The organism is Rhizobium phaseoli (assembly GCF_001664385.1).
Classification (GTDB): Bacteria; Pseudomonadota; Alphaproteobacteria; order Rhizobiales; family Rhizobiaceae; genus Rhizobium; species Rhizobium phaseoli.
On the sequence record NZ_CP013533.1, the window covers coordinates 119,324 to 142,682 of the forward strand.

General features: G+C 59.3%; 21 protein-coding genes and 2 pseudogenes. 7 read left to right on the forward strand and 16 right to left on the reverse strand.

From position 1 onward, the window contains the following. Positions 1-9: 9 nt before the first annotated feature. Both AMC88_RS22255 and AMC88_RS22260 read left to right on the forward strand, forming a co-directional pair. Complete coding sequence (locus tag AMC88_RS22255) at positions 10-795, forward strand: DeoR/GlpR family DNA-binding transcription regulator (RefSeq protein ID WP_064823285.1); 786 nt, start codon at positions 10-12, stop codon at positions 793-795. Further along, positions 792-1,583 carry an HAD-IIB family hydrolase gene (locus AMC88_RS22260; RefSeq protein WP_064823286.1) on the forward strand — a complete coding sequence of 264 codons (792 nt, stop codon included), beginning with the start codon at positions 792-794 and terminating at the stop codon, positions 1,581-1,583. Before AMC88_RS22255 ends, AMC88_RS22260 begins: the two co-directional genes overlap by 4 nt. A 144-nt stretch (positions 1,584-1,727) precedes the next feature. Here the strand turns inward: AMC88_RS22260 and AMC88_RS22265 are convergent, their stop codons facing one another. The 12 genes and pseudogenes from AMC88_RS22265 to AMC88_RS22315 form a co-directional block, all read right to left on the reverse strand. Then, positions 1,728-2,639, reverse strand: a complete 912-nt coding sequence (locus AMC88_RS22265; protein ID WP_064825955.1) for an ABC transporter permease — start codon at positions 2,637-2,639, stop codon at positions 1,728-1,730. Then, positions 2,636-3,733, reverse strand: coding sequence for an ABC transporter permease (locus tag AMC88_RS22270; RefSeq protein ID WP_064825956.1), 1,098 nt, complete (start codon positions 3,731-3,733; stop codon positions 2,636-2,638). The genes AMC88_RS22265 and AMC88_RS22270 overlap by 4 nt, the downstream gene beginning before the upstream one ends. Further along, on the reverse strand, positions 3,730-5,250 hold the full coding sequence (locus AMC88_RS22275; RefSeq protein ID WP_064825957.1) for an ABC transporter ATP-binding protein: 1,521 nt from the start codon (positions 5,248-5,250) through the stop codon (positions 3,730-3,732). The genes AMC88_RS22270 and AMC88_RS22275 overlap by 4 nt, the downstream gene beginning before the upstream one ends. Positions 5,251-5,253: 3 nt before the next feature. Beyond that, positions 5,254-6,354 carry a BMP family ABC transporter substrate-binding protein gene (locus AMC88_RS22280; RefSeq protein WP_064825958.1) on the reverse strand — a complete coding sequence of 367 codons (1,101 nt, stop codon included), beginning with the start codon at positions 6,352-6,354 and terminating at the stop codon, positions 5,254-5,256. A gap of 21 nt (positions 6,355-6,375) precedes the next feature. Next, entirely contained in the window at positions 6,376-7,755 is a 1,380-nt protein-coding gene (locus tag AMC88_RS22285) for an amidohydrolase (protein WP_064823291.1), read from the reverse strand. A 1-nt stretch (position 7,756) separates the two neighbouring features. Continuing rightward, positions 7,757-8,416 carry a glutathione S-transferase family protein gene (locus AMC88_RS22290; protein WP_016736827.1) on the reverse strand — a complete coding sequence of 220 codons (660 nt, stop codon included), beginning with the start codon at positions 8,414-8,416 and terminating at the stop codon, positions 7,757-7,759. After that, positions 8,413-9,261 carry an aromatic ring-hydroxylating oxygenase subunit alpha gene (locus AMC88_RS22295; RefSeq protein ID WP_064823292.1) on the reverse strand — a complete coding sequence of 283 codons (849 nt, stop codon included), beginning with the start codon at positions 9,259-9,261 and terminating at the stop codon, positions 8,413-8,415. Before AMC88_RS22295 ends, AMC88_RS22290 begins: the two co-directional genes overlap by 4 nt. Further along, on the reverse strand, positions 9,258-9,899 hold the full coding sequence (locus AMC88_RS22300) for a Rieske 2Fe-2S domain-containing protein (RefSeq protein ID WP_064825959.1): 642 nt from the start codon (positions 9,897-9,899) through the stop codon (positions 9,258-9,260). The genes AMC88_RS22295 and AMC88_RS22300 overlap by 4 nt, the downstream gene beginning before the upstream one ends. 134 nt (positions 9,900-10,033) lie before the next feature. After that, positions 10,034-10,321 (reverse strand): acylphosphatase, encoded by a 288-nt coding sequence (locus tag AMC88_RS22305; RefSeq protein WP_064826090.1) that lies wholly within the window; start codon positions 10,319-10,321, stop codon positions 10,034-10,036. Between the two features lie 90 nt (positions 10,322-10,411). After that, positions 10,412-10,573: pseudogene (locus AMC88_RS33265) on the reverse strand (helix-turn-helix domain-containing protein); the annotation flags it as partial. A gap of 55 nt (positions 10,574-10,628) precedes the next feature. Next, positions 10,629-11,525 (reverse strand): annotated as a pseudogene (locus tag AMC88_RS22310) (IS30 family transposase); the annotation flags it as partial. A gap of 174 nt (positions 11,526-11,699) precedes the next feature. Continuing rightward, complete coding sequence (locus AMC88_RS22315; RefSeq protein WP_064825961.1) at positions 11,700-12,719, reverse strand: LacI family DNA-binding transcriptional regulator; 1,020 nt, start codon at positions 12,717-12,719, stop codon at positions 11,700-11,702. Positions 12,720-12,889: 170 nt separating this feature from the next. Here AMC88_RS22315 and AMC88_RS22320 point away from each other — a divergent pair, with 170 nt between their 5' ends. From AMC88_RS22320 to AMC88_RS22340, 5 genes are all read left to right on the forward strand, one after another. After that, positions 12,890-14,149, forward strand: coding sequence for an ABC transporter substrate-binding protein (locus AMC88_RS22320; RefSeq protein WP_064825962.1), 1,260 nt, complete (start codon positions 12,890-12,892; stop codon positions 14,147-14,149). A 68-nt stretch (positions 14,150-14,217) separates the two neighbouring features. Then, on the forward strand, positions 14,218-15,099 hold the full coding sequence (locus AMC88_RS22325; protein ID WP_064826091.1) for a carbohydrate ABC transporter permease: 882 nt from the start codon (positions 14,218-14,220) through the stop codon (positions 15,097-15,099). Next, positions 15,092-15,928, forward strand: a complete 837-nt coding sequence (locus tag AMC88_RS22330) for a carbohydrate ABC transporter permease (RefSeq protein ID WP_064825963.1) — start codon at positions 15,092-15,094, stop codon at positions 15,926-15,928. The genes AMC88_RS22325 and AMC88_RS22330 overlap by 8 nt, the downstream gene beginning before the upstream one ends. 10 nt (positions 15,929-15,938) lie before the next feature. After that, a complete protein-coding gene (locus tag AMC88_RS22335) occupies positions 15,939-17,081 on the forward strand; it encodes an ABC transporter ATP-binding protein (protein ID WP_064825964.1) in 1,143 nt (380 codons plus the stop codon). A 102-nt stretch (positions 17,082-17,183) separates the two neighbouring features. Beyond that, complete coding sequence (locus AMC88_RS22340; RefSeq protein ID WP_010025575.1) at positions 17,184-18,539, forward strand: NosD domain-containing protein; 1,356 nt, start codon at positions 17,184-17,186, stop codon at positions 18,537-18,539. 528 nt (positions 18,540-19,067) lie between these two features. Here AMC88_RS22340 and AMC88_RS22345 read toward each other — a convergent pair. From AMC88_RS22345 to AMC88_RS22360, 4 genes are all read right to left on the reverse strand, one after another. Beyond that, the gene (locus tag AMC88_RS22345) at positions 19,068-20,117 is read right to left on the reverse strand and encodes a LacI family DNA-binding transcriptional regulator (RefSeq protein WP_064826092.1); all 1,050 of its coding nucleotides are present in this window, start codon (positions 20,115-20,117) and stop codon (positions 19,068-19,070) included. A gap of 99 nt (positions 20,118-20,216) precedes the next feature. Then, a complete protein-coding gene (locus tag AMC88_RS22350) occupies positions 20,217-21,143 on the reverse strand; it encodes a carbohydrate ABC transporter permease (protein WP_167355297.1) in 927 nt (308 codons plus the stop codon). 4 nt (positions 21,144-21,147) lie between these two features. Next, positions 21,148-22,068: a carbohydrate ABC transporter permease gene (locus AMC88_RS22355; RefSeq protein WP_064825966.1), complete on the reverse strand. Its 921-nt coding sequence runs from the start codon at positions 22,066-22,068 to the stop codon at positions 21,148-21,150. A 2-nt stretch (positions 22,069-22,070) separates the two neighbouring features. Then, positions 22,071-23,354, reverse strand: coding sequence for an ABC transporter substrate-binding protein (locus tag AMC88_RS22360; RefSeq protein ID WP_064825967.1), 1,284 nt, complete (start codon positions 23,352-23,354; stop codon positions 22,071-22,073). Positions 23,355-23,359 lie beyond the last annotated feature (5 nt).

Sequence of the window (23,359 nt, forward strand, 5' to 3'; positions counted from 1 at the left end):
GGAATGGCAATGGGGAGCCGAGTCATATCGAGCCGACAACGCGAAATACTGGCGCTGATCGAAACGGAAGGCGTCCAGTATATCGACGAACTTGCGCGCCGGTACGACCTGACGACCCAGACGATCCGGCGCGATATCAATGCGCTGTGCGATCTCGGTCATGCCCGCCGTTTTCACGGCGGCGTCGATGTGCCGGTCGAGGGCAGCAACATCTCACTCAACGCCCGCGCCCAGCTCAACCGCCGTGCCAAGCGGCAGATCGCCAAGCGGGTCGCTGCCGATATTGGCCCGGGTGCGACGGTATTTCTTGGGATCGGCAGCACGGTTCAGTTCGTTGCCGAGGCTTTGCGCGATCACCAGGGGCTGCGGGTCATCACCAACAATATCCACGTCGCCCTGACGCTATGTGAATCTCCGAGTGTCGAAGTCCATCTCACCGGCGGGCTGCTGCGTCACGACGACCGTGACGTCGTGGGCACGGACGTGATCAAGTTCGTCGAGAAATTTTACGCGACCTATGCGGTCGTTGGGGCCGGCGCACTCAGCCCGCTGAACGGCCTGATGGACTTCAGCTATGCCGAAGCGCAGATCACCAATGCGCTGCTTGAGAATGCACAGACGCGCGTTCTGGCCGCCGACGTCAGCAAATGGACGCGCCATGCGAGCGTACGCGTTGCGCCCTTCAACAAGATCACCCGCTTTTATACCGATCGGCTGCCGGCCGATGCACCCGTCGCCGGCGTGCTGGCCGAAAGCAGCATGCAGGTGGTGACCTGCGGCGAGGAGACGATATGACCTTCGTAGATCTGGCGCCATCCCCGATTGAGTTGCAGCATGTGCGTTATCTCTTCACCGATATCGACGATACGCTGACGACCGAGGGGAAACTTCTGCCCCAGACCTATAATGCCCTTTGGGATCTCAGCCGCGCCGGCATTGCCGTCGTTCCGGTCACGGGCGGTTCAGCCGGGTGGTGCGAACACATCGTGCGTGCCTGGCCGGTTGCCGCGGTCATCGGCGAAAGCGGCGCTTATTCCGTCACGCGCCGCGGCGGCGAGGTTGTTTTCGATTATTGGGAGAACGGCGCTCTGCAGGGTGAGCGTCAACGCCGGCATCTCCAGGCGATCGAAAATCTGATTTCGAAAAGAGGCGGCACGTTCAAGATTGCCCATGACCAGGTGTTCCGCCTGGCTGACGTGGCGATCGACATTCACGGGCACGATGCGCGCGCCGTCGAGGAACTGGCCTCCGATATCAGAGCAATGGGCGGAACCGTCGCCATCAGTTCCATCCACATCAACACCTGGATCGGCGACTATGACAAACGCGCCATGAGCGAGCGCCTGCTGACCAGCATGTTCGGGGTCCATCCTGACGAATTGCCATCCGCCACGGCATTCGTCGGCGATTCTCGAAATGATGCGCCTATGTTCGGTTTCATCCCGAATTCTTTCGGCGTCAGCAATATCGTTCCTGTTCTTCCGCATTTGCAGCATGTGCCGAAATGGATCTCCGCCCAGCCTGCCGGACTTGGCTTCGCCGATATTGCCAGGACGATCCTGGATGCCATGGGCACCAGTTAATGAGGCGCTAGCAGCCCGCAAGCAAGCTGCGCAACCTGAGTAGGCCATGCGCCGGTCTCGGATGCTCGAAAGCCGAACCGCCATCGTAATAGCGGACGAAGATTCGAAATCCCGGTTATTACATTGCGCGCCGGAGCATCATCGCTATCGTTCGAACGGCTCGCCGAGCGAGGCGATGCCGTTGAGCTTGAGCAGGCGGCGATCCGCAGAAATGATGCCGAGCACGATGATCGTCACCAGATAGGGCAGGCATGCGAGCAGCTGCGAGGGGACGTCGAGCCCGGTCGCCTGCGCGGCAAGTCCCATCAGCGATACGGCGCCGAACAGGCACGCCCCGAGAAAGATGCGGCCGGTCAGCCAGGTTCCGAACACGACGAGCGCAATCGCAATCCAGCCGCGGCCGGCAATCATCCCATCTGCCCAGAGCGGCGTGTAGATCGTCGCCGCATAGGCGCCCGCGAAGCCTGCCATCATGCCGCCGAATGCGACCGCGGCGAAGCGGATCGCGATGACCGGGTAGCCGATGGCATGCCCCGCTTTCGGGTTTTCCCCTACGGCGCGGATGATTAGGCCGACCTTGCTATAGGCAAACATCGCCCAGATCGCGATGGTTGCGGCCAACGAAAGCCAGACGACGATATCCTGGACAAACAGGCCGCCGATGACGGGAATCTCGGAAAGGCCGGGAATGGCGATCTTCGGCAGAGCCCTGACCGTCAGGCTCTCATAGCTCTTGCCGAACAGCGCCGACAGGCCTTGCCCGAGAATCCCGATGGCAAGCCCCGTCGCGACCTGGTTTGCATTGAAGCCGAGCACGATTGCCGCAAAGATCAGCGACATGAAGGCGGCGCCGAAGCCGCCGGCGAGGAAAGCCAGAAAATGGCCGCCGCCGTGGTAGACGATGATGAAGGCGATGACGGCGCCGAATGCCATCAGCCCCTCGACGCCAAGATTGAGAACCCCGGCGCGCTCGGCGACCAGCTCCCCGAGCGCTGCCAGGAGAAAGGGTGTCGCAGCCGCCAGCATTCCGGCGAGGATGAATTCGATGGCGTTCACGTCGCGCTCCTCGTTGCCGTCGGTCGCCAGGCAAGGCGGTAGCGCGTGAAGGCAATGGCGACCAGATAGGCAAGGAGCAGGCTGCCCTGGAAAACCCGGACGGCGGCAACCGGGAGATTGGCCGAAACCATGGCGTTGTCACCGCCGATGTAAAGCGCCGCCATGACGACCGCTGAGATTATGATTCCGATCGGATGAAGGCCGCCGAGATAGGCGACGATGATCGCCGCATAGCCATATCCGGTGGGAATGGAGCGCTGCAATTGACCGAGAGGGCCGGCGACCTCGGCCGCCCCGGCAAGACCCGCTGCCGCTCCGCCGATCAGCAGGGAAAGCCAGATCGCCCGGCTTTCCCTGAATCCGGCGTAGCTCGCCGCGCGCGGCGCCAATCCGCCGACCTGCAATTTGTAGCCGATGAAGCTCTTCTGCATGAAGACCCAGGCGGCAATCGATAGGAGGAGGGCGAGAATGAGCGAGACATTGACGCGCGTTCCCTCGATCAGGATCGGTATCATCGCGTCATACTGGAACATGACGGATTGCGGGAAGTTGAAGCCGTTCGGATCCTTCCACGGGCCGAGCAGCAGATAATTGAGGAGCTGCACGGCAACGAAGCTCAGCATCAGCGAAACGAGGATCTCATTGGCATTGAGCCTGACGCGCCAGAAGGCGGTAAGTGACGCCCAAAACGCGCCGCCTATCGTGCCGAGCAACAGCATCGCCGGCCAGATCCATTGTCCTGTTGCCTCAGGCCACCAGATCGGAATGGCGGATGCGAAAATCGCACCGAGGACGAATTGTCCTTCGGCCCCGATATTGAACACCTTGGCGCGGAACCCAATTGCAAGCCCCTTCGCGATAAGGAGCAACGGCCCGGTCTTCAGGAGAACCTCGGAGAACGACGCCCAAGAGACGAAGGGCTCGATCAGCATCGCATAGACGACCGCAACCGGATCGCGGCCCATGACGACGTAAAGTCCGAGATTAAGAATGACGGTGACGATGAGGGCTATGGGCGGTGCGAGAAGGTTGGCGGCAAGCGATGCCCGCTCCCGGCGGACTAACGCGGGCAGGGTGAGGAAGGTTCTGCTCATGCGGGGGCTTTCTCGCGATTCGGCTGGGCTCCGATCATATAACGGCCGATCTCTTCGGGCTTGGTGTCGCGCGTGACCAGCGGCGGGCTCAGCGTGCCGTGGTGTAGGACCTGGATGAAGTCACAGAGTTCGAACAATTCTTCGAGCTCCTCGGAAATGATGAGGATCGCCATGCCTTCATTGCGAAGGCTGATGAGCCGCTTGCGAATTGCCGCGGCTGCACCGATATCGACGCCCCAGGTCGGCTGGGCCAGGAAAAGAAGCTTTGGCGCCAGCATGATTTCACGCCCGACGATGAATTTCTGCAGGTTGCCGCCGGAAAGCGACCCTGCTTCCGCCTCGGGGCCGGGGGTGCGCACGTCGTAGTCGCGGATGCATTCACTGGTAAAGCTCTTCGCCCGCGTCTTGTCGAGCAGGCCATGCCTGACAAGGTCGAGCGGATGGGCGGTCAGCAGGCTATTGAGAGCAAGCGACATTTCGGGAACCGCACCGCGACCGAGCCGGTCCTCCGGGACGAAAGCGAAGCCGAGCCGTCGGCGAGCGGCGGCGTCGAGCGTGCCGACATCTCGGCCCATCATGAAGATCTGCTCGCACTGATCCCGCGGCAGGACGGTCTCGCCTGAAATGAGCGCTGCGAGCTCGCTTTGGCCGTTTCCCGAAATTCCGGCAATGCCGAGGATTTCGCCGGCGCGCACCGCTAGGCTGACGTTGGAGAGTGGCACCGCAAAAGGATCCACCCGGTAGTCGAGGCCGATCAGCTCCAGGCGCTTTTCGCCCTCAGCCAAAGGCAGAGGAGGCATGGGTTCCGGCATGTCGCGGCCGATCATCATGCGCGCAAGCTCGTGGGCGTCATGAGCGCGCGGATCGACATGACCGGTTACGCGACCGCCGCGCAGGATCGTCGCCCGATCGCAGAGCGATTGGATCTCTTCCAGCTTGTGGGAGATGAAAAGGATGGATACGCCGCCGTCGCGCAGCCGGCGCAATGTTTCGAAGAGCTTTTCCACGGCCTGCGGCGGCAGCACCGATGTCGGCTCGTCGAGGATCAGCAATTTCGGATCGGTCATCAGGCAGCGAATGAGTTCCACCCGCTGCCTTTCGCCGACGGAAAGCGAATGCACATGGGCGAAAGGATCGACCTCAAGACTGAACTCACGCCCGAGCTTGCGAACCCGCTCGGCAAGCTCGCTCTTCTTGCCGGACACGATCAGGCGGATATTCTCGACGACCGTCAGGCTCTCGAACAGTGAGAAATGCTGGAAGACCATGCCAATGCCGGCGCGCCTTGCCTCTGCGGGAGAGGCAAGGCTGAGGGACTGTCCATTCCAGGCGACCGTGCCGCTGTCGGGCTGCTCGACGCCATAGATCAGCTTCATCAGCGTCGATTTGCCAGCCCCGTTTTCTCCGAGGATGGCATGGATCGAGCCGGCCGCGACGTCGAGGTCGATCTGCCGATTGGCATGGATCTGACCATAGCTTTTGGAAATGCCGCGCAGCGACAGAAGCGGGTTTGCCATGATTTACTTCGGCAACGGCGTCGTCACACCCTTGACGTGCCAATTCATGGCGACAATCTCAGCGTCCGTCAGCGTGGCACCGGAAGCGACGCCTTCACTGCCGTCAGCCTTGGTAATCGGGCCGGTGAATGGCGAGAAGCTGCCATCGGCGATCTTAGCCTCGATTTCCTTGATCTTGGTCATCTTATCGGCTGGAATCGCCGGGTTCCAGTCGACGACCTCGACCACCTTGTCGGCGACGCCGAGGAAGGTATTGGCGCCCTTGAAGGTGCCGGCAAGATGGGCGTCCACCGACGCCTTGAAAAACGGCGACCAGTCAGTCGCGACGCAGCCGAGATAGGTCTTCTCGGCATATTTCTTCATTGAGGAATTGAGATTGAAGGCATAGATGCCGGCGTCCTCGCAGGCCGAGATCACCGAAGGCGTATCCTGCGCATTCGAGAAGATCACGTCGCAGCCTTGCGAGATCAGCGCCTTGGCGGCTTCCTGCTCCTTGGCCGGATCGAACCAGGAATTGACCCAGACGACGGACACCTCGATATCTGGCTTGACGGCCTGTGCCCCGAGCGTGAAGGCATTGACGGACGTGATCAGCTCGGGAATGGCGAAGGCCGAAACCGAGCCTAGCTTGCCGGTCTTGGAAAGGGCCGCCGCCGCCATGCCGAGCAAATAAGTTCCCTGGAAATATTTGGCGGCGAAGGGCGAGAAATTCGGCGCGACCTGGAAGCCGGAGGCATGCAGAACCGTTACCTTGGGATTACGACGGGCAATCTGCAGCGCGCCGTTCTGATAACCGAAGGAGCCGGCGATCAGGAAATGATTTCCGTCGGCGACCGTCTTGTTCATGATGCGGTCTGCGTCCGGGCCTTCGGCGATGTTCTCGATGATCGTGACCTTCACCTTGTCGCCGTAAGCGGCCTTGATCGGGTCGATGCCGGCGGCAAGCGCATGGCCCCAGCCGACATCGCCAACCGGCGAGGGAACGACGAGAGCAATACCGAGCGGTTCGTCGGCGGCAGCCACGGAGCGGCCGGCAAAAGCCGTCGCGAGACCGGCTGCCGCCGCGCTCTTCATGAGTGTTCTGCGGGTGAGATCGTTGGACATGTCAGTTCCCTCTTTTGGTTTTTAAAAATTCACGGTCTCGAGCGCCGCTTCCGCGGCGGCGAAAAGCTTGGCCTCATCGAGCCCGATCAGTTCGCCGGCCTGCCAGACGATGCGCCCGTTGATCATGGTCAGATCGGTTGGCATGCCGATCCCGACCTTGGCAATCAGGCTCAACGGATCGTGGCGCGTACCGACATAATCCATCCGCCTCGTATCGATCGCGAAGAGGTCGGCGGCCATGCCGCGAGCAAGCCGGCCGATATCGCTGCGGCCTAGCAGACTTGCGCCGCCTACGGTCGCATAGTTCAGGAAATCCGCTGGCGCGGGAACCGGATGGGCGCGTGTCGATGCAGCCAGGCATTGCAGCATATAGGCAGAGTGGATGCAGTGCATGAGGTTGGAGTTGTCGTTTGACGCCGCGCCATCACAACCGAGCCCGATGCGCAGGCCGAAGTGCGACATCGCAGGAATGTCCGTCACTTCGGCGCCGACCAGATAGACCGGCTCCGGGCAATGCGAGACACCCGTGCCGCTTGCCGTCATCTTGCGCAATTCCTCGTGTGTCAGCTCCCAGCAATGAGCATAATAGGTGTCCGGCCCGGCAAAGCCGAGTTCGGCGCAGTAGTCAACCGTACGCATGCCGTACCGGGCTTCGATGACGAGGCTTTCGCCTTCACCGACATGCGTGTGCAATTGGACGCCGCGATCACGGGCCAGCGCCACCGACTCGACGAAGGTCTCCCGATAGCAATTGACCGGCTGGCACGGAGCGACGACCACCTGCCGCATGCTGAAGGCGCCGGCATCGTGATAGCTGTCGATCAGCCGGGCGCAATCGGCGATGAATTCATCCGTCGTTTCCAGCATGGCGTCCGGGATCGTCGAGCCCTCGGACTTCGGCAGTGTGTTGCCGCCGCGTCCTGCGTGGAAACGCATGCCGAGAAGTTCGGCCGCCTCGAACTGGCGATCGATCAGGCGTTTTCCCGCATGCCGGGGGAAGCAATATTGATGGTCGAAGGCCGTGGTGCAGCCATGTTTGATCATCTCGGCCATCGCCGTGACCGAGGAATGGTAGAAGCAATCCTCGTTCAGCCGCGAGAAGATCGGATAGATCCGGTCGAGCCATTCGATGACGGAGAGCTTCGTCCAGTCGAGATCGGCCCGGTTGCGCACGAAGCATTGAAAGAAGTGATGATGGGTATTGACGAGTCCCGGATAGACAAACCAGCCGGATGCATCCTGGATGATCGTATCGGCCGGCAGCGTCTCTTGCGACAGGTTCGCACCGATCGCCTGGATTGCCGGACCATTGGTCAGCAGATCCGCATTGCGGCGCACGGTCGGCCCACTGCCTTCGTCGACAATGATGGCCGCGCAGTTTTTCAGGAGGTAGCCGGCCATCTCACTTCTCCAAACTGGCCGGATGAGGATCGGGCTTCAACTCGTGCAGGCGGTGGATGCCGGGCATTTCGATGAAACCCTCGAGGCTGCGGATGGCACGCAGCCAGAGCCGGATGTTCGGATAGGGATCGAGCGATATGCCGCCATCAGGCGCCAGCGCCACATAGGGGAAGCAGGCGATGTCAGCGATGGTCGCGCGGTTCGATACCAGGAACCGCATGCCGCGGAGCCGCTGCTCAAAAAGGCTCGCTTCCAGTTCGCGCAGCGCCGCGACCCCCTGTGCCTGCAGGGCCTCGATATTGCCGGGGCGCACAAGCATCTGATGCAGCCGTGCGCCGCCAAGGTTGGCCGTCAGCCGGTGGGAAAAAGAGAGCCATTGCTGCAGATGCGCCGTCTCCTGCGGCGCGCTCGCACCCAACCATTCCGGCCCGCTCCGGGCGGCGAGATAAGCTAGGATGGCTGAAGATTCCGTCAGGACAAGGTCGCCATCTTCAAGGATCGGGATGGAGCCCGCCGGATTGAGGGCCAGAAGTTCAGGGCCGCGATGTTCGGCACCCGGATGGAAGTCGACCGGCCGGATGTCCAGCTTGACGCCGAGGATCGCAGCCATCAGGCGGATCTTGTAGCAACTCGGCGAGAGGATGTAGTCGTAGAGCTTCATTGTGCGACCAGCTGCGCGCCATAGAGATAGTTATGGCGCTTTAGCCAGCGCCGGTATGCGATCGATGTCATGTCGGCCCTTGTCGGAATTTCCATGCCGGGATCGAGCGGCAGAAGCGCCGGGATCTGGTTTTCGAGGATCGACCGATCCTGCAGGAAAATCATCTGCTGAAAATGGATGAGGTCTGTCATTGGCGTGACGTCGTCGAAGAGGGCCATCCACGGCCACACGTCGCAAAGATCTTCCGCTAGCGGCTGGACGAACAGGGTAATGACATCCCATTCCTTCGGGCGGGGAGGGCAGGTCTTGTAGAGCACCGAGCAGGTCGGAGCCGGCACGCGGTACATATATTCGGTGGTTATCCCGCCGGTCGCCGACTTTGCCGCTTGCGGCTGGTAGAATTTCACCTGCGTCGCCCAGACTTCATCCTCCTTCTCGCGGATCTCGACCTTGTAACTTTCGACTTCCGTGTGTGGCTCGGCGCCGAGTATATCCGTATGGACGAAGGGAAAATGCGCGATGTCGAGGAAGTTTTCGACCGCTCTCAGGGGCGAACAGCGTACCCGCACGACGCCGACATCGACGAAGCGGCGGCCGGGCTGATCTGCCTCGGGAATGGCAAACAGCTCCTTGGCGGGATTGCCGAGAGAAGACCAGACATGGCCGTAGCGGACGCGGACGGGCAGGGCGCGTCCACCGCTCGATCTAACCTGCGCTGCGCCGTCAGGAGTGCGCGTCACCTCTATGGGCTCGCCCATCAATGCGGTCTTGCTTCCCGCCTCGGTGAGCTGACTGAAGAGGCCGACCGGGTACCATTCATCGATCATCGCACCGGCCCCTGTCATGCGACATCCTTTCGGACTGTTTCCGCCCGGCGGCGCAAGGCCTCGGCGATGCGCGACGCCATGAGTCGATCGGCGACATTGCGACCCTGCTCGACAAGGACGTGAACGAGCGTGCGCCCGATCTGCGCTGTCGGCAGCAGCCGCACCCACGGACAATCGGCAATGCCGATCAGCCCGTCCGCACCAGATTTTCCGCCAGCCGCCGCCTCGATCGCTGCGATATCGGCCTCCAGCGTCAGCGAACGGAGGGGAACGAGATGGCCGATACGCGGCGGCCGGACCGCCGGTTCGCCGACTGCCACCCAGATGATGCCATCCGATTCTTCGACCTGCTGAACGGCGACGCGGATCGTCTCCGGCGGTACGAGATCGGGATGAGCCGGGATACGAATGCACCCTCCCGCCGGAGAGTAGCTCCAGCCGTGATAGATACAGGAGAGCGCCTCGCCACGCACGAAGCCATGAGACAATCGCATCCCACGGTGTGGACATCGGTCGGATGATGCCGATATGCGCCCGGACTGACTGCGCCAGAGAGCAATCGCCCCTGCTGGGGTCCAGGCCGGAATGACAGTTGCCGGCGGCAGATCGGCAGAAAGCGCGACAGGCGTCCACGAGCCGGTCGTATCGGAGAACATGACCTTTACTTCCTCAATTTTCCAATGCTTTAGCGCCGCTGGCCACACATTGTTGCCGAGGTTGCAATCTTCGTTTTCAGAAGCTTGCATAAAAGATTCGCATTGGCAACAATGATTAAATTAAGTGCATGCGATCAATGCTGAGCAGGTTGCAGCGTGTCCGAAGGATCTACAATTTTGCGCTGAATCTCGTCGACCCAGACATCGATCGGTCCGAGCGAACAGCCCATTTCCAACATGTCGATCAGATCCACGGGCCCCGCTACCTCGAGCTCGATCCGGTTGGCGCCGGCGTAAAAGAAGTGCTGGGAAAGGCCGAGCTTGTCGGCATGGCGGCGAATCCACGGGACGAATGAGGCGGCATTGACGTCGCCAACGATCGTGATCCGTTCCCGCAACTCGCCCTGGCGTGATGGTCTCATGGATTTCACTCGTTTCCTATGATGATGACAGCATAGCGCGTCGATGCCGTTGTGAAAGGGGCATGAGCGGGCGAGCGGTCTTGGCGCTTTCGCCGCGCCGTCGGTGCTGATGCGATCCAACAGCCGCCGTACCTGGCGCTCGCTCAGAGCAAGCACATGCGCCGCCGTGACCATCGTCATCCGGCCAGCGATCACCTTCGACAGAACCTCGATCCGCTGCAGATCACGCTCGCTCATCGCAATCAATCCCATCCGCAATCTCCCACGTCAGCAAATGCGGGGAGAGAGTGACATTCCTACTTTGCACCTGCTGCGAGACGGCCGTCAGGTCCGTCTCGCCTGGCATGAAGCGGCGGATACGTTTGTTGGTGTTTTCCACCGCGCCTTTCTGCCACGGTGCGCTGGGATCGCAGAACCAGCTGCGTGCGCCGATACCGTCTTCCAAAGCCCTGAATCCGGCAAACTCCGTGCCGCGGTCGAAGGTGAAGCTCTGGCGTGCGAATGCCGGCAAGGGAGAGAATGCCCTGATGATCTTGTCCATGATCGGTTGCGAGTGCCGGCTCTGGTTCTTGATCATGACGGTATAGCGGCTTTTGCGCTCGACTAGTGAGGTGAGGTTGGCGGGACCCATATCACGTTGGAAGATCAGCAGGTCGCCCTCCCAATGGCCAAATTGCGATCGATCGTGAATAAAATCAGGTCGTTGCGATATCTTGCATGCCTCAGGAAACACGTTGTCGCGTGGTTTCCTAGAGCCGCGGGGACGGCGTTTGCGGCGTGCCTCGGGCAGGTAGCGATAGAGGCCCAACCCATAGTCCTCCTTGGAATAGACGAAGCGATAGATCGTCTCGGTGCAAATCCGAACGAGGCTGAGGCCGTCCGCCCATAGACGGCCGGCGATCTGCTCGGGCGACCAGGAGGCCTGCAATTTGTCGACGATCAGGTCGCGCAATTGCGGATGCCGTCTGAGCTTCCGCAGGCGCTGTCGCCGGTCCTTGGCGATGTCGTTGGCAACAGTCGAGAAGTAGCCGCTATATTCGGGAAGCTCGCGATCATGGAATGTATTGCGCCTGATCTCGCGATAGATCGTCGAGCGGTGCCGGCCGAGCTGGCGGGCCATCTCATTGACCGGCACCTTGCGTTCGACAAGCTGGTGCAGGCGACGGCGATCGGCGAGGGTCAGTTGCAAATAGCATCGGGACATTCCAAAATCTCCAAAGGGAAGCCATTGTTTTTTCTGGCATGTCGCACTTGGAAATAGAATGTACCCGGCTACAGGCGAATCTGGCGTAATGCAGGTTATGGAACTTGACTCGCCGTGCGCTGGAAAACGCCGAATTGATCGCTGATCTGAGCGCGCCTGCCGCTTGAGGTCAGACTATACGGACTGCACCGACGTTCGCTCGACCAGTTTACAGGGCATCACGCGACTGGTTGGACGAGCCTTGTTTCCCGCCACTACGCTGTTCAACAATTCCGCCCCTTCCAGACCTAAATCGTAATACGGCAAGGCTGCCGTCGTCAGTTCCGGCTTCAGCGCCAGGGAGACCGTGCGGAAATCGTCGAAGCCGACAATGCTGACGTCCTCAGGGATGCGCAGACCCAACGCCATTGCTGCTATGTAGATTTGAATCGTCATTTCGTCGTTGCCGCTCATGATTGCCGTCGGCCGATCCTTTTGTTGCAGCATCTCTGTGGCAACGGCAAAAACATAGTTCTTCTCCGCACCAACCGGCCCTTCCATACCCAGACGGATACTCAGGTCGGTTTCAGCAAGGCCAAAGTCTGCAGCGGTTTTGCGGAAGGCCTCGAGGCGCAGTTGCGCACCCAACAAAATGGGATTGAGCCGGATGTAGCCGATCTTTCGATGACCCCGGTCAAGCAGGTAGCGGGTCAGATCTTGCGCGCCCTGGTAGTCATCCGGCTCGATCGACGGCAACAGTTCGTTCGTCTGAGGCCTGCAGTTGATCATCACTGTCGGAATCCGGACGTCGCCTGCCTCTGGATCCACGGTGCGACGATACATTGTCACATAAAGAACCCCGTCAATCCGATGGGACTGGAACATTTTCCAAATTTCAGCCTCCCTCTTCGACGAGCCACCAGTATTGGCCATGAGAATGGTCTTCCCGTTGGCATTGGCCCAATCCTGTATTCCCCGCACAATGTCGACCGAATAGGGCGTGGTCGACACATAATCCGTGATGATGCCGAAGGTGTTGGAGCGGCTCGACCGTATGAGGCGCGCAGCCATGTTGGGGATGTAGCCGAGATCCCGAATAGCCTTCTCCACACGCTCCCGTGTGTCCTCCGTCACGTAGGGCTCGCCGTTAATCACGCGAGAGACTGTCTTATTCGAAACTCCGGCCGCTTTCGCGACGCTGATAATGCTGACCATGTCCCGCCGATCTCCTTGCTGGCAACAGTTCTAAACCAGTTGACTGACAACGTCGACATATTTCTATGACAACGTCGACAGTGCGTGTTGACAACGTCGTCATACAGAGATTATGTTTCAGGAAAGCAAGGGTGCTAATGCAAGTGCCCCAGCGAGCAAGGGAGGAATCAATGAGGAAACTGCTTGGTGCCAGCGCGCTTGCGCTCATCTTGATGGCGGCCGCGGCGAAGGCCGAAACCATCAACATCCTTGTCGAAGGCGGCGGCGAGATGCTGCAGAAGGCCGTGGCCGAGAAGTTCACCAAAGAAACCGGCATCGAGGTCAAATTCACCGTCGTTCCCTATCAGGGCGTGTTCGACAAGTTCTCCGCCGAGATCGCCTCCGGCTCGTCGGCATTCGATGTCGTGACGATCGACGTGGTCTGGAACGCAAAGTTCGCGAACCACGTCGAGGACCTCTCGCCCCTCTTTACCGACGCAGTGCGCAAGGATCTGCCGCCGGCGTTGCTTGCCGACGCAAAAGTCGGAGACAAAATGATCGGAATGCCCGCATGGGCGAATGCCGAGATCGTCTTCTATCGCAAGGATCTCTTCGATAAGCCCGAGGAAAAGGAAGCCTTCCAGGCAAAGTATGGTTATCCCCTTGCGCCGCCCAAGACCTGGCAGCAATGGCGTGACATGGCGAAATTCTTCACGCGCGACACTGACGGCGACGGCAAGGTCGACTTCTGGGGCACCGACACCATCGGCACCTTCTCGGAAGAATGGATGGCGCATGTGCTGCAGGCGGGCTCGCCCGGTGTGATCCTTGACAAGGATGGCAAGGTCATCATCGACAACGAGGCGCACAAGAAGGCCCTCGAGTTCTATATCGCGCCGCACTGCACCGATCATTCGGTTCCTGAAAACGTCAACGAAATCGGCTGGGGCGAGGCCCAAAACCTGTTCTATCAGGGCAAGACAGCGATGATGAAATTCTGGGCGCACGCCTACAAGATGACGCCTGAGGATTCCAAGGTCAGCGGCAAGGTCGGCGTCGCTCCGATGTTGGCCGGTGATGCGGGCATCGCCGCCATTCCAGGTCCTTGGTACAATGTCATTCCTTCGGCATCCCAGCACAAGGATGCGGCGAAAAAGTTCATCGCTTTCGCAATCGCCAACAATGGCTTGGGCATCGAAGCCCCGCTCGGCCTCGCCGCGACAAACTCTGCCTATAACAGCTATGCCAGCAAGCCCGGCTATGAGCATTTCAAGCCGCTGCTCGAAACGTTGAGCGCGCCGGCAACACAAGGCCGGCCGATGAACGAAAAGTATCAGGAAATCGTCGACGAAGCTGTCCTGCCGGCTGTGCAGCAGGCGCTGACATGCAAGGCGGACGTGGGAGAAGTGCTGACCGAAGCCAAGGAAACGATCGAGGATATCCTCAACTAATCCGACCTTTCCTCAATATCGCGGGAGATCCATTGTCACTCCCGCGCCATCAGCTTTCGGAGGCGAACATGTCGGATGAAGACCGATTTGTGCTCTGCATGCTCGCGCCCGCGGTGGCGATCCTCGGCTTGTTGGTCGCCTACCCCGTCGGGCTGCTGATCTACGATTCCTTCTTCAAGGTCGAAACGATCACGCCTCACATTCGCGAATGGGTTGGGCTGCAGAACTATGTCGATGCCTTGACCTCGAAGCGCGTCGTCGAAAGTGCTCTGCGCACGCTCCAGTATTCGGTCTTTGCACTCTTCTTCGAGTTCACCTTCGGCTTCTCCGCCGCATTGCTGTTTTCGGCCATGGTGGGCCAATCGCGTTGGCACCGTACGATCTTCGCTCTGCCGCTGATGGTGCCGCCGATCGTCGCCGGCCTGCTGTGGCGGTTCCTGCTGGTCGGCAATATCGGCATCCTGAACTACGGGCTGGTTCGCCTGGGGTTGATCAGCGACCCCAACGAGATTGCTTGGCTCTCCAGCGAGGATATCGTCATCTATTCCGTATCCTTCGCCGACATATGGCTGACGACCTCCTTTGTCGCCCTCGTCTCCTATGCAGGGTTGACGAACATCCCCAAAGACCTTCTCGAGGCGGCCCGGATCGACGGGGCGAACGCGCTCAAGCGGTTCTGGCATGTCACCCTGCCGCTGATGCGGCCGGTCATTGCCGTCGTAGTCATCGTGCGGGGCGTCGACGCCGCCAAGACGTTCGATCTGATCTGGATCCAGACGCAGGGTGGTCCCCGCCATGCCTCGGAAGTGTTCTCGATGAACATCTATCAGCGCATGGTTCGGTTTGGCGATCTCGGCGAGGCCTCCGCATCCGGCACGCTGTTCCTCCTCGTCATGATGGTTCTGGCCGGCATTGCCTATTGGAAGATATGGAGGCCGGCCCATGCATAGAGCGCCGCGCTTCAATATCAGCGGAGTCCTGATCAACGCCGCGGCCTTAGCGCTCGTGTTGTCTTACGCGCTGCCTTACATCTATTTGCTGATGACCTCGATCAAGCCGGCGGCCGATGTCCAGCAGATTCCGCCGAGCTTCTTTCCCGCTGTCATATCGTTCGAGAATTTTCGGGAAGTCTTGCAATCGTCGACACTGCCGAAGGCATTCGTCAACTCCCTCACGGTGGCGGTACTGACGACCGCGCTCTCGCTGCTGGTGGCGGTGCCGGCCGCCTACGTTGCCACCCAGTATCGCCGCCGGATCACGACACTTTTCCTGCTCTTTGCCTTAGTCACCCGCATGGTGCCGTCGGTCTCGCTGGGCGTGCCGCTGTTCCAGCTTTTGAAGTCCATGGGTCTGCTTGACAGCATTCCAGGGCTGGTTCTCGCGCACACTTCGGCCGCTGTGCCACTGGCGCTATTGCTGATGTCGGCATTTTTCGAAGGTGTGCCCAAGGAACTCGAAGAAGCTGCCCGGATGGATGGATGCACACGGTTCCAAGCCTTTCGGAAAATCATTCTTCCGGTGATGACCGGCGGAATTGCCGTCACCGCGCTCTTCACCTTCATCACCAGCTGGAACGAGTTCCTCTATGCATTGCTGCTGACGTCTGAAGCGACCAAGACGGCACCCATCGTCATTGCCGAATACAATTCGGTCTATGGACTTGCATGGGGCGCGATGACGGCCGCCGCGGTGCTCTATTCGCTGCCCGTCATCATCGTAACGCTCGCACTTCAAAAACAGATCGTCGGTGGGCTGACGTTCGGCGCTGTGAAGGGATGAGGAGACCAGCATGGCCGGTGTAGAACTGCGCAATATCAACAAGATCTACGGAAACAGCTTTCACGCTCTGCATGACCTCAACTTCGACATCAAGGACGGCGAGTTCATGGTGTTTGTCGGTCCGTCGGGATGTGGGAAGTCGACAGCGCTCAGAATGATCGCAGGCCTGGAGAGCATTTCCGGCGGTGAACTCAAGATCGGTGGCCGGGTCGTTAACGAAGTCGATCCCAAAGACCGCGACATTGCCATGGTCTTCCAATCCTACGCGCTCTATCCGCATAAGACGGTGCGCGAAAACATCGCCTTCCCCTTGCTGATGGCCGGGCTGCCCAAGGCTGAGATCGACAGCCGCTTGAACGAGGCGGCGCGCATTCTCGAATTGACGACATTGCTCGACCGGAAACCGGCGCTTCTCTCCGGCGGACAGCGCCAGCGCGTCGCCATGGGGCGGGCGATCGTCCGCAAGCCGGCAGCCTTCCTGATGGATGAACCACTGTCGAACCTCGATGCCAAGCTGCGCGTGCAGATGCGGGCCGAGATTGCCAACCTGCAAAGAAAACTGAATGTCACCACGATCTATGTGACCCACGACCAGGTCGAGGCGATGACGATGGGTGACCGCGTCGCTGTCATGAAAGGCGGCGTGCTGCAGCAAGTCGACACACCGCAAAACCTGTACAGCCGCCCTGACAACGTCTTTGTCGCCGCCTTTATCGGATCGCCCTCGATGAACTTGTACGAGGCCGTTCTGGATGGCAGGACGCTGACCCTGGGCAACAACAGTTTCGAAATCCCTGACCGGGTTTTCGAATATCGCCCCTCGCTCAACGCTGCGTCTAACCGTCAGCTCATTGTCGGTATCCGGCCCGAGCACATGAACGACGCCGCAATCCGGCCTTCTTCGGCCGAGATCTCGGCCTCGGTCACTCTTGTTGAGGCGCTGGGTTCTGAATCCATGGTGCATCTGAATATCGACGCGCCTTGGGTGGATGCCGGCGACCCGGACGCCATCGCCGACATTGGCAACGATAAAGCAGCTGTCGCCCGTTTTTCTCCGAAGAGCACAGTCCGCGCCGGTGACGTTGCGCGCATCGCTGTCGATGCGGAAGAACTTCACTTCTTTAGGCCTGACACCCGCACCAGCATCTGGTGATCAAAAACAGAGAGCTGCATGAACGCATTTCCCCAGGCGCTTGCGAGCAACCATCAGTCTACTCTCGCTGTGGAGTAAGAAATGTCCGAGGAGACATTAACAATGGCTAGCGAAAACTGCTTCGATGTAACGAAATATCCCGCAGGGAATCCCTATGAGGATATTGGAGCGGTCATCAACAGCATCATTGCGGATATCAAAAGAGGACAACCCGTATCCGATCTGAATGACGGCGGAAAACCTGGAGCGGTTATCTATATACCGCCAGGCGATTACCGACTTGTCACTCAAGTCGTTATCGACGTCAGCTATCTGAAGATCGTGGGCTCCGGGCATGGCTTTACGTCTTCGAGCATCCGTTTCAACGTACCCGCAAACGAGCTGAGACGCTGGCATGAAGTGTGGCCGGGCGGCAGTCGTGTACTCGTTGACATATCTCCTGAAGCCGCCGACGGTGAGGCCGCAGGAGCCGCGTTTTATGTTAAGCGCACCGGAAATCCTCGCATAAGCTCGGTGGAGTTTGCCGACTTCTGCATCGACGGCCTGCACTTCATTGACGATGGTTCGGGGCGACATGACGCAGAAAATACATACAAGAACGGCAAAACCGGAATCTATGTAGGCAGCGCCAACGACTCATTCCGAATAACCGGGATGGGTCTGATATATTTGGAGCATGGAGTTACTGTTCACGATGCAGATGCGCTCGCGATAGATAACAATTTCATTGCCGAGTGCGGCAACTGCATCGAATTGAGGGGTATGGGCCAGGCGTCAAGAATAGCGAATAACTTCGTTGGGGCCGGCTACAGGGGCCATTCCATCTTCGCGGAAAACTATGGGGGTGTTCTGATATCCTCAAACAACGTGTTCCCTCGAGGAGCCAGCAGCATCTATTTTTCCGGCGTCGTCCGTTCCGCGGTCACAGGAAATAGATTCCACTCCTTTTATCCCGGAATGTTGGTTCTCGCCGATAACAGCTGCGAGAATTTGGTCTCCTCAAATCACCTGTTGCGAGATCGCGAACCATGGGCGCCGATGCAGAAGTACGACAACGGGCTGGATGATCTGTTCGGACTTTTGCGAATTGACGGGAGCAACAACTCGGTAATCGCAAACCACATCTCGGAAACGATCGATACTCAGTATATCAAGCCGATTGCCGCAAAGCCTGTGATTATCAACCTGGTATCCGGCAGCGGAAATTACATCGCCAATAATCACATCGTGGCCACGGCTGAAAAATCGCAAAGCAGCGATGCACCAGAAAGTGCCTGCTTTTCAACACAAGTGGGCGCATTGCTTTCAACGAGCAATTTGGAGACGCTCGAAGTCACGGCAGTGAGGGTCCAAGAGGGTTCCGTACGGAACACAGTGCTCGATTCAGGCAGTGAAGACCAAGTTGAGATGGACAGGACAATCAACGCATTTCGGGCCACTCCGGTGCCCGGGCAATAGTATGCGCTGAAGCTCGGCCGCCAAGGCATTTTTCAAGATAACTTGTGGCGCTGGCCGGAGCAATGGCATCGATAAGCTTTCCTCCCGAGCAAACTGGCCGGCATTCGCGTCGGGCTTTTTTCTCGGAAGGATCAAATGTTGGGATCGGTCATGAGTAGCCTGGCGACGTCTTCAAGCCTAAAGGCTACGCACGATTGTTGCCGTGCGGAATTGCAGAACCTAGAACCTTTCCTGGTCAGATTGAATCTCTGTTGGTTCAAACGGAGCCGGTCGATCAGCCGGCCCGTTTCAGCCAACCCTCCCGCAGATTTGCCTGGCAAATCTGCAAGACTGAAAAACGTCGGACGCATTGATCGCTCGCCACGGCGTAGCGGTGCGGCCGGTGGGCCGGGCATCTCTAGCCAGGATCAGAGGCGATCGGCTCGGACGTACCTGGGGGTATGCCCGTCGCCAATCGCCTCTGCCCTGACGAAAACCTGCCCCGGCAGAATGCTTCAATCTAACCAGGAAAGGCTCTTGCTGCCGGGCCTACGTTGAATTCGCAGATCGAGCACCGGGCAATCTCGGCGATGAAACCGAATTGCGCAGGACGAGCTCGCAGCGATACTCGACGTGTTTCTTTTTCTGGGGGTGACCGGCGATGATGTCGAGTAACATTCGCACAGCCAGAGCGCCCATGTCGCGATAAGGCAATGCCATGGTCGTGAGGGGTGGCTGAATGCCGGTCGTGATGACCTGGAAATCGTCGAAGCCGATGATTGAGACGTCATCTGGCACCCGCAATCCAAGGTCCGTGGCGGCGCAATAGACCTGCAGCGCGATCTCGTCATTGCCGCAAACAATCGCCGTCGGTCGGTCAGGATTGTTGAGAATGCGCCTTGCATTTTCGAACGCCACAAGCTTGTCGGCAAATATGGCACCCACGCGCCCGGGCACGACCCATTCCTTCCGCACCTCGATGCCGGCAGTAGCCAGCGCGTCGAAGAATGCGCGGCCGCGCAAGTCGGCTGCGAGTAGTAACTCATTCAGCACGACATAGGCGATCTTTCGATGTCCCCGCTCGACGAGATGGCGGACGGCGTCCAGTCCGCCTTGATAGTCGTCCGGTACGATCGAAGGTATAGCCTGTTCGGGGTCACTGCAGTTTACCAGCACGGTCGGCGTGCTCGGAAATTCTGTATCGCGCGGAACGTGACGATGAAACATTGTCACGTAGAAGACCCCGCCAATGCCATGCTCCCGGAAGACCTGCCAGGCGCGCTGCTCTTTTGCCGGATCGGCGGAGGTGTTCACCGTCAGCAAGGTGTAAGATGTGCCATCGAGCGCGTCTTGAATACCACGGACGATATCGGTCGAGAAAGGGGTGGTCGAGACGACGTCCGTAATTAGGCCGAGCACGTTGGACCGGCTTGTGCGCATCAATCTGGCAGCCTGGTTCGGGACATAGCCAAGCGTTTCGATCGCCTTTTGCACCTTCTTCTTGGTCTTTGGACGGATTAGACCCTCACCGTTTACCACCCGCGACACGGTGCGATCCGAAACCCCGGCAAGAGCGGCAACGTCCTTGATACTGACCATTCTGTCCCTCATGCCCATATGCGCAACGCGTTGCTCCCAGTCGAATAGCATTTCCAGGACCATCGGGGCTATGGGTCCTAATCGCTACTCACAATTGCTTCAACCCTTCACACCAGCCCGAACGAATGAGTCGACGATCCACCGCTGTGCGATCAGGAAAACAATGAGAACCGGCAGGATCGACAGCGACACCGCCGCGATCACCTCCGAGGTGGCCGACGAGTTGCCCACCGGGTCGCGGATCGACATGATGCCGACGGGCAGCACCATCTGGTCGACCGAATTCAGGAAAACCAGTGGCATGAAATAGTCGTTCCACGTCGTCGTGAAGATGATGACGGACAATGCCGCGATCTGCGGGCCGGCAAGAGGAGCGGCGATTGCCCAGAACGTGCGGAAATGTCCGGCATTGTCGACACGCGCCGCCTCGAACAGCTCCTTGGGAAGCGTCAGGAAAAACTGCCGCATCATGAAGATGCCGAACACGCCCGACATGCCGGGTGCGAATGCACCGGTAAGACCGGGAACAATGATCGACCATTGGCTGTCGACGAGGCCGAGCCATCGCATCAGCAAGAACAACGGCACCAGCGTCGTCTGAACCGGCACCATCAAAGACACCAACAGCAGGACGAAGAGCGCGTTCTTGAATGGAAAGCGGAGCCGCGCAAAGGCGTATCCAGCGATGGTCGTCGTTGCGACATAACCGAGCGTAACCGATGTGGCGAGCACGGCCGAGTTCCAGAAGAAGCGACCAATCGGCACGTCCGATGCCAGGAGACGGCGGTAGCTTTCCAGGCTGGAATTGAAGCCCGGCAGCCAGCGCGGCGGAAGCGAGAATGCTTCCGATACAGGTCGAAAGCTTGTGGTGAACATCCACAGGAAAGGTGCCACCATCACCAAAGCGCCGAACCCGAGCACGAGGTACACCGCCACTGTGCGCAACCTCAAGAGCAGCGCTCGTGTTTCTGGCGAAAGTTTGCGGGTCAGCCGGCCAGCCGGTGCCCGGTCCCAGGAAATGTTCATCGATCTATTCATAGAAAGCCCACCGCTTGGAAGCGCCGAACTGGATCGCGGTAACAATGACCGTCACTGCGACCAGCAGCAGTGAAACTGCCGAGGCGTAGCCCATGTTGAAGGATTTGAAGCCCTGCTCGTAGATGTACATGACGAGGCTGCGAGACGCGTCGCCTGGCCCGCCGTTTGTAAGCACCACGATAGACTCGAACACTTTGAAGGCGCCGATGGTATTCATAGTCAGCAGGAATAGGATGGTAGGCGAGAGCAGCGGAACGGTAATCTGCCAAAAGGTTCTGAAACTGCTCGATCCATCCACACGGGCGGCGTCGTAATAGTCCTTCGATATGCTCTGGAGTCCCGCCGTCGCAATCAGCATGGCGAAGCCGACATTCTTCCAGACATCGAGGATGATGACGGACCACATCGCATTACGCGCGCTGGAGAGCCAACGTATCGGCTCGATGCCGACGAGGCCCAGATAGTAGTTGATGACCCCGATGTCGCGTTGGAACAGGAACTGCCAGATGACGGCAACGAAAATCAGCCCCACCAGCGAAGGGAAGAAATAGGCCGCGCGGTAGGCGTATTGTACCGTCTTCGACATGTTGCGATTGAGCAGAACTGCCAGAACGATGCCCAATCCGACATTGCCGGCGACCGCAAATACGGCGAAGAAGGCGGTGTTCCCGAACACCTTCCAAAGCCGCTTGTCGGCGAGCATCGCCTGGAAATTGTCGAGCCCGACGAAACCTGGGCTGCTGAACAGGTCGTACTTCATGAAACTGAGGACCACCGTGGCGACCATGGGTCCTGCGACGAACACCGCAAAGCCGATCAACGCCGGTGCGATGAACAGGAGACCGGCAATGGTTTCCTTGCGCTGTTGCGGCGAGAACCAACCCGCCGCCTGACCGTTTGCGATCGTGCACATGATCAACTCCGCTGGATCTCGGCTTCGAGCTCCTCATGGGCTGCGGCCAGTGCATCTTCTGGCGACAGTTCTTCAGTGATGATCTGATCGAAGGTTCGGCCGAGAATACGGTCGAGCGTGTTGAAGAAAACTGGTGCTGCCACCGGCTTTGCTGTCTTCAGCGCCTCGAAGAAGCCCGGCGCACCTTTCGGCGCCGACAGGAAGCTTTCCTTCTTTGCCGCTTCCTCGTAGATCGGAATCTGCTGGCCGATTTCCATAAGGGCCGTTACGGTTTCGAGCGAAATCAACTGCTTGATTGCTTCGAAAGCCAGTTCCGGGTTCTTGGATTGGGGGCTGATGCCCCAGCCACCGCAGCCGAAGACGGTTGCCGCGGTCTCTTTGCGCGGCCAGGGCACGATGTCGAAATCCGTGAAGCCGTTTGCGACCCAGCCGGTCACCGGCCAGCGGCCGGCGCCAACCATGGCGAACCGCCCGGCAGCGAACTGATCATAGACGTTGAGCCCGATGGGGTCAGGGGAAACGCCATGTTCGTAGACCAGCGAATGGATGAACTTCGCGACTTCGAGGATTTTCGGATCATTGAGGTTCGAATGTTTGAAATCCGCTGTGACCGGATAGGTGCCGTTGGTGAGATACCAGGGGTGGATCGCGAAATTGAACCACGGCAAGCCATAGCCGTAGACCTTCTTGTCGCCCTCGCCCGACGTCAGCTTCTTGGCGATCGCGACAAAATCATCCCAGGTCCAATCTGGCTTTGGCGGCTCCAAGCCCGCTTCCTTGAAGATGCGGGTGTTGTAGTGGATAACCATGGTCTGCGCGCCATTCGGAATCTCATAGAGTTTGCCGTCGACGGTCAGCGCATCCTTCAGCTTGGCGGGTATCTTATCCACCAGCGCCTTGGCTTCCGGGTCAGCGGCGACCAGGTCATCGAGCGGCCTCAGCAACTGCTTGTCGACTGCCAGCCGCACCCCCTCGACCGCGATGTTTATGATATCGGGCGGGTTGCCGCCGGCGATCTGCGTCACCAGCTTGTCCGCATAATCCGACCAGGACGAGATCGGCGCAATATTGTCCTGCACGGTGACGTTCGGATAAACCTTGCGGAACCGCTCAAAGGCTTGGCCATAGGCCTTCGCCTCCGATGGGTTGCCCCAGTTATAGGTTGAAAGTTGCGCGGCGGCGTCCTTGGCCGGAGGCCCGGCCAAAGCCCTGATTGGAAACATGGCCGGCATCAGAGCGCCCGTTGCAAGTGCCGTTGCCTTGGCAAGAAAGTCTCGTCTGTTCATGCTCA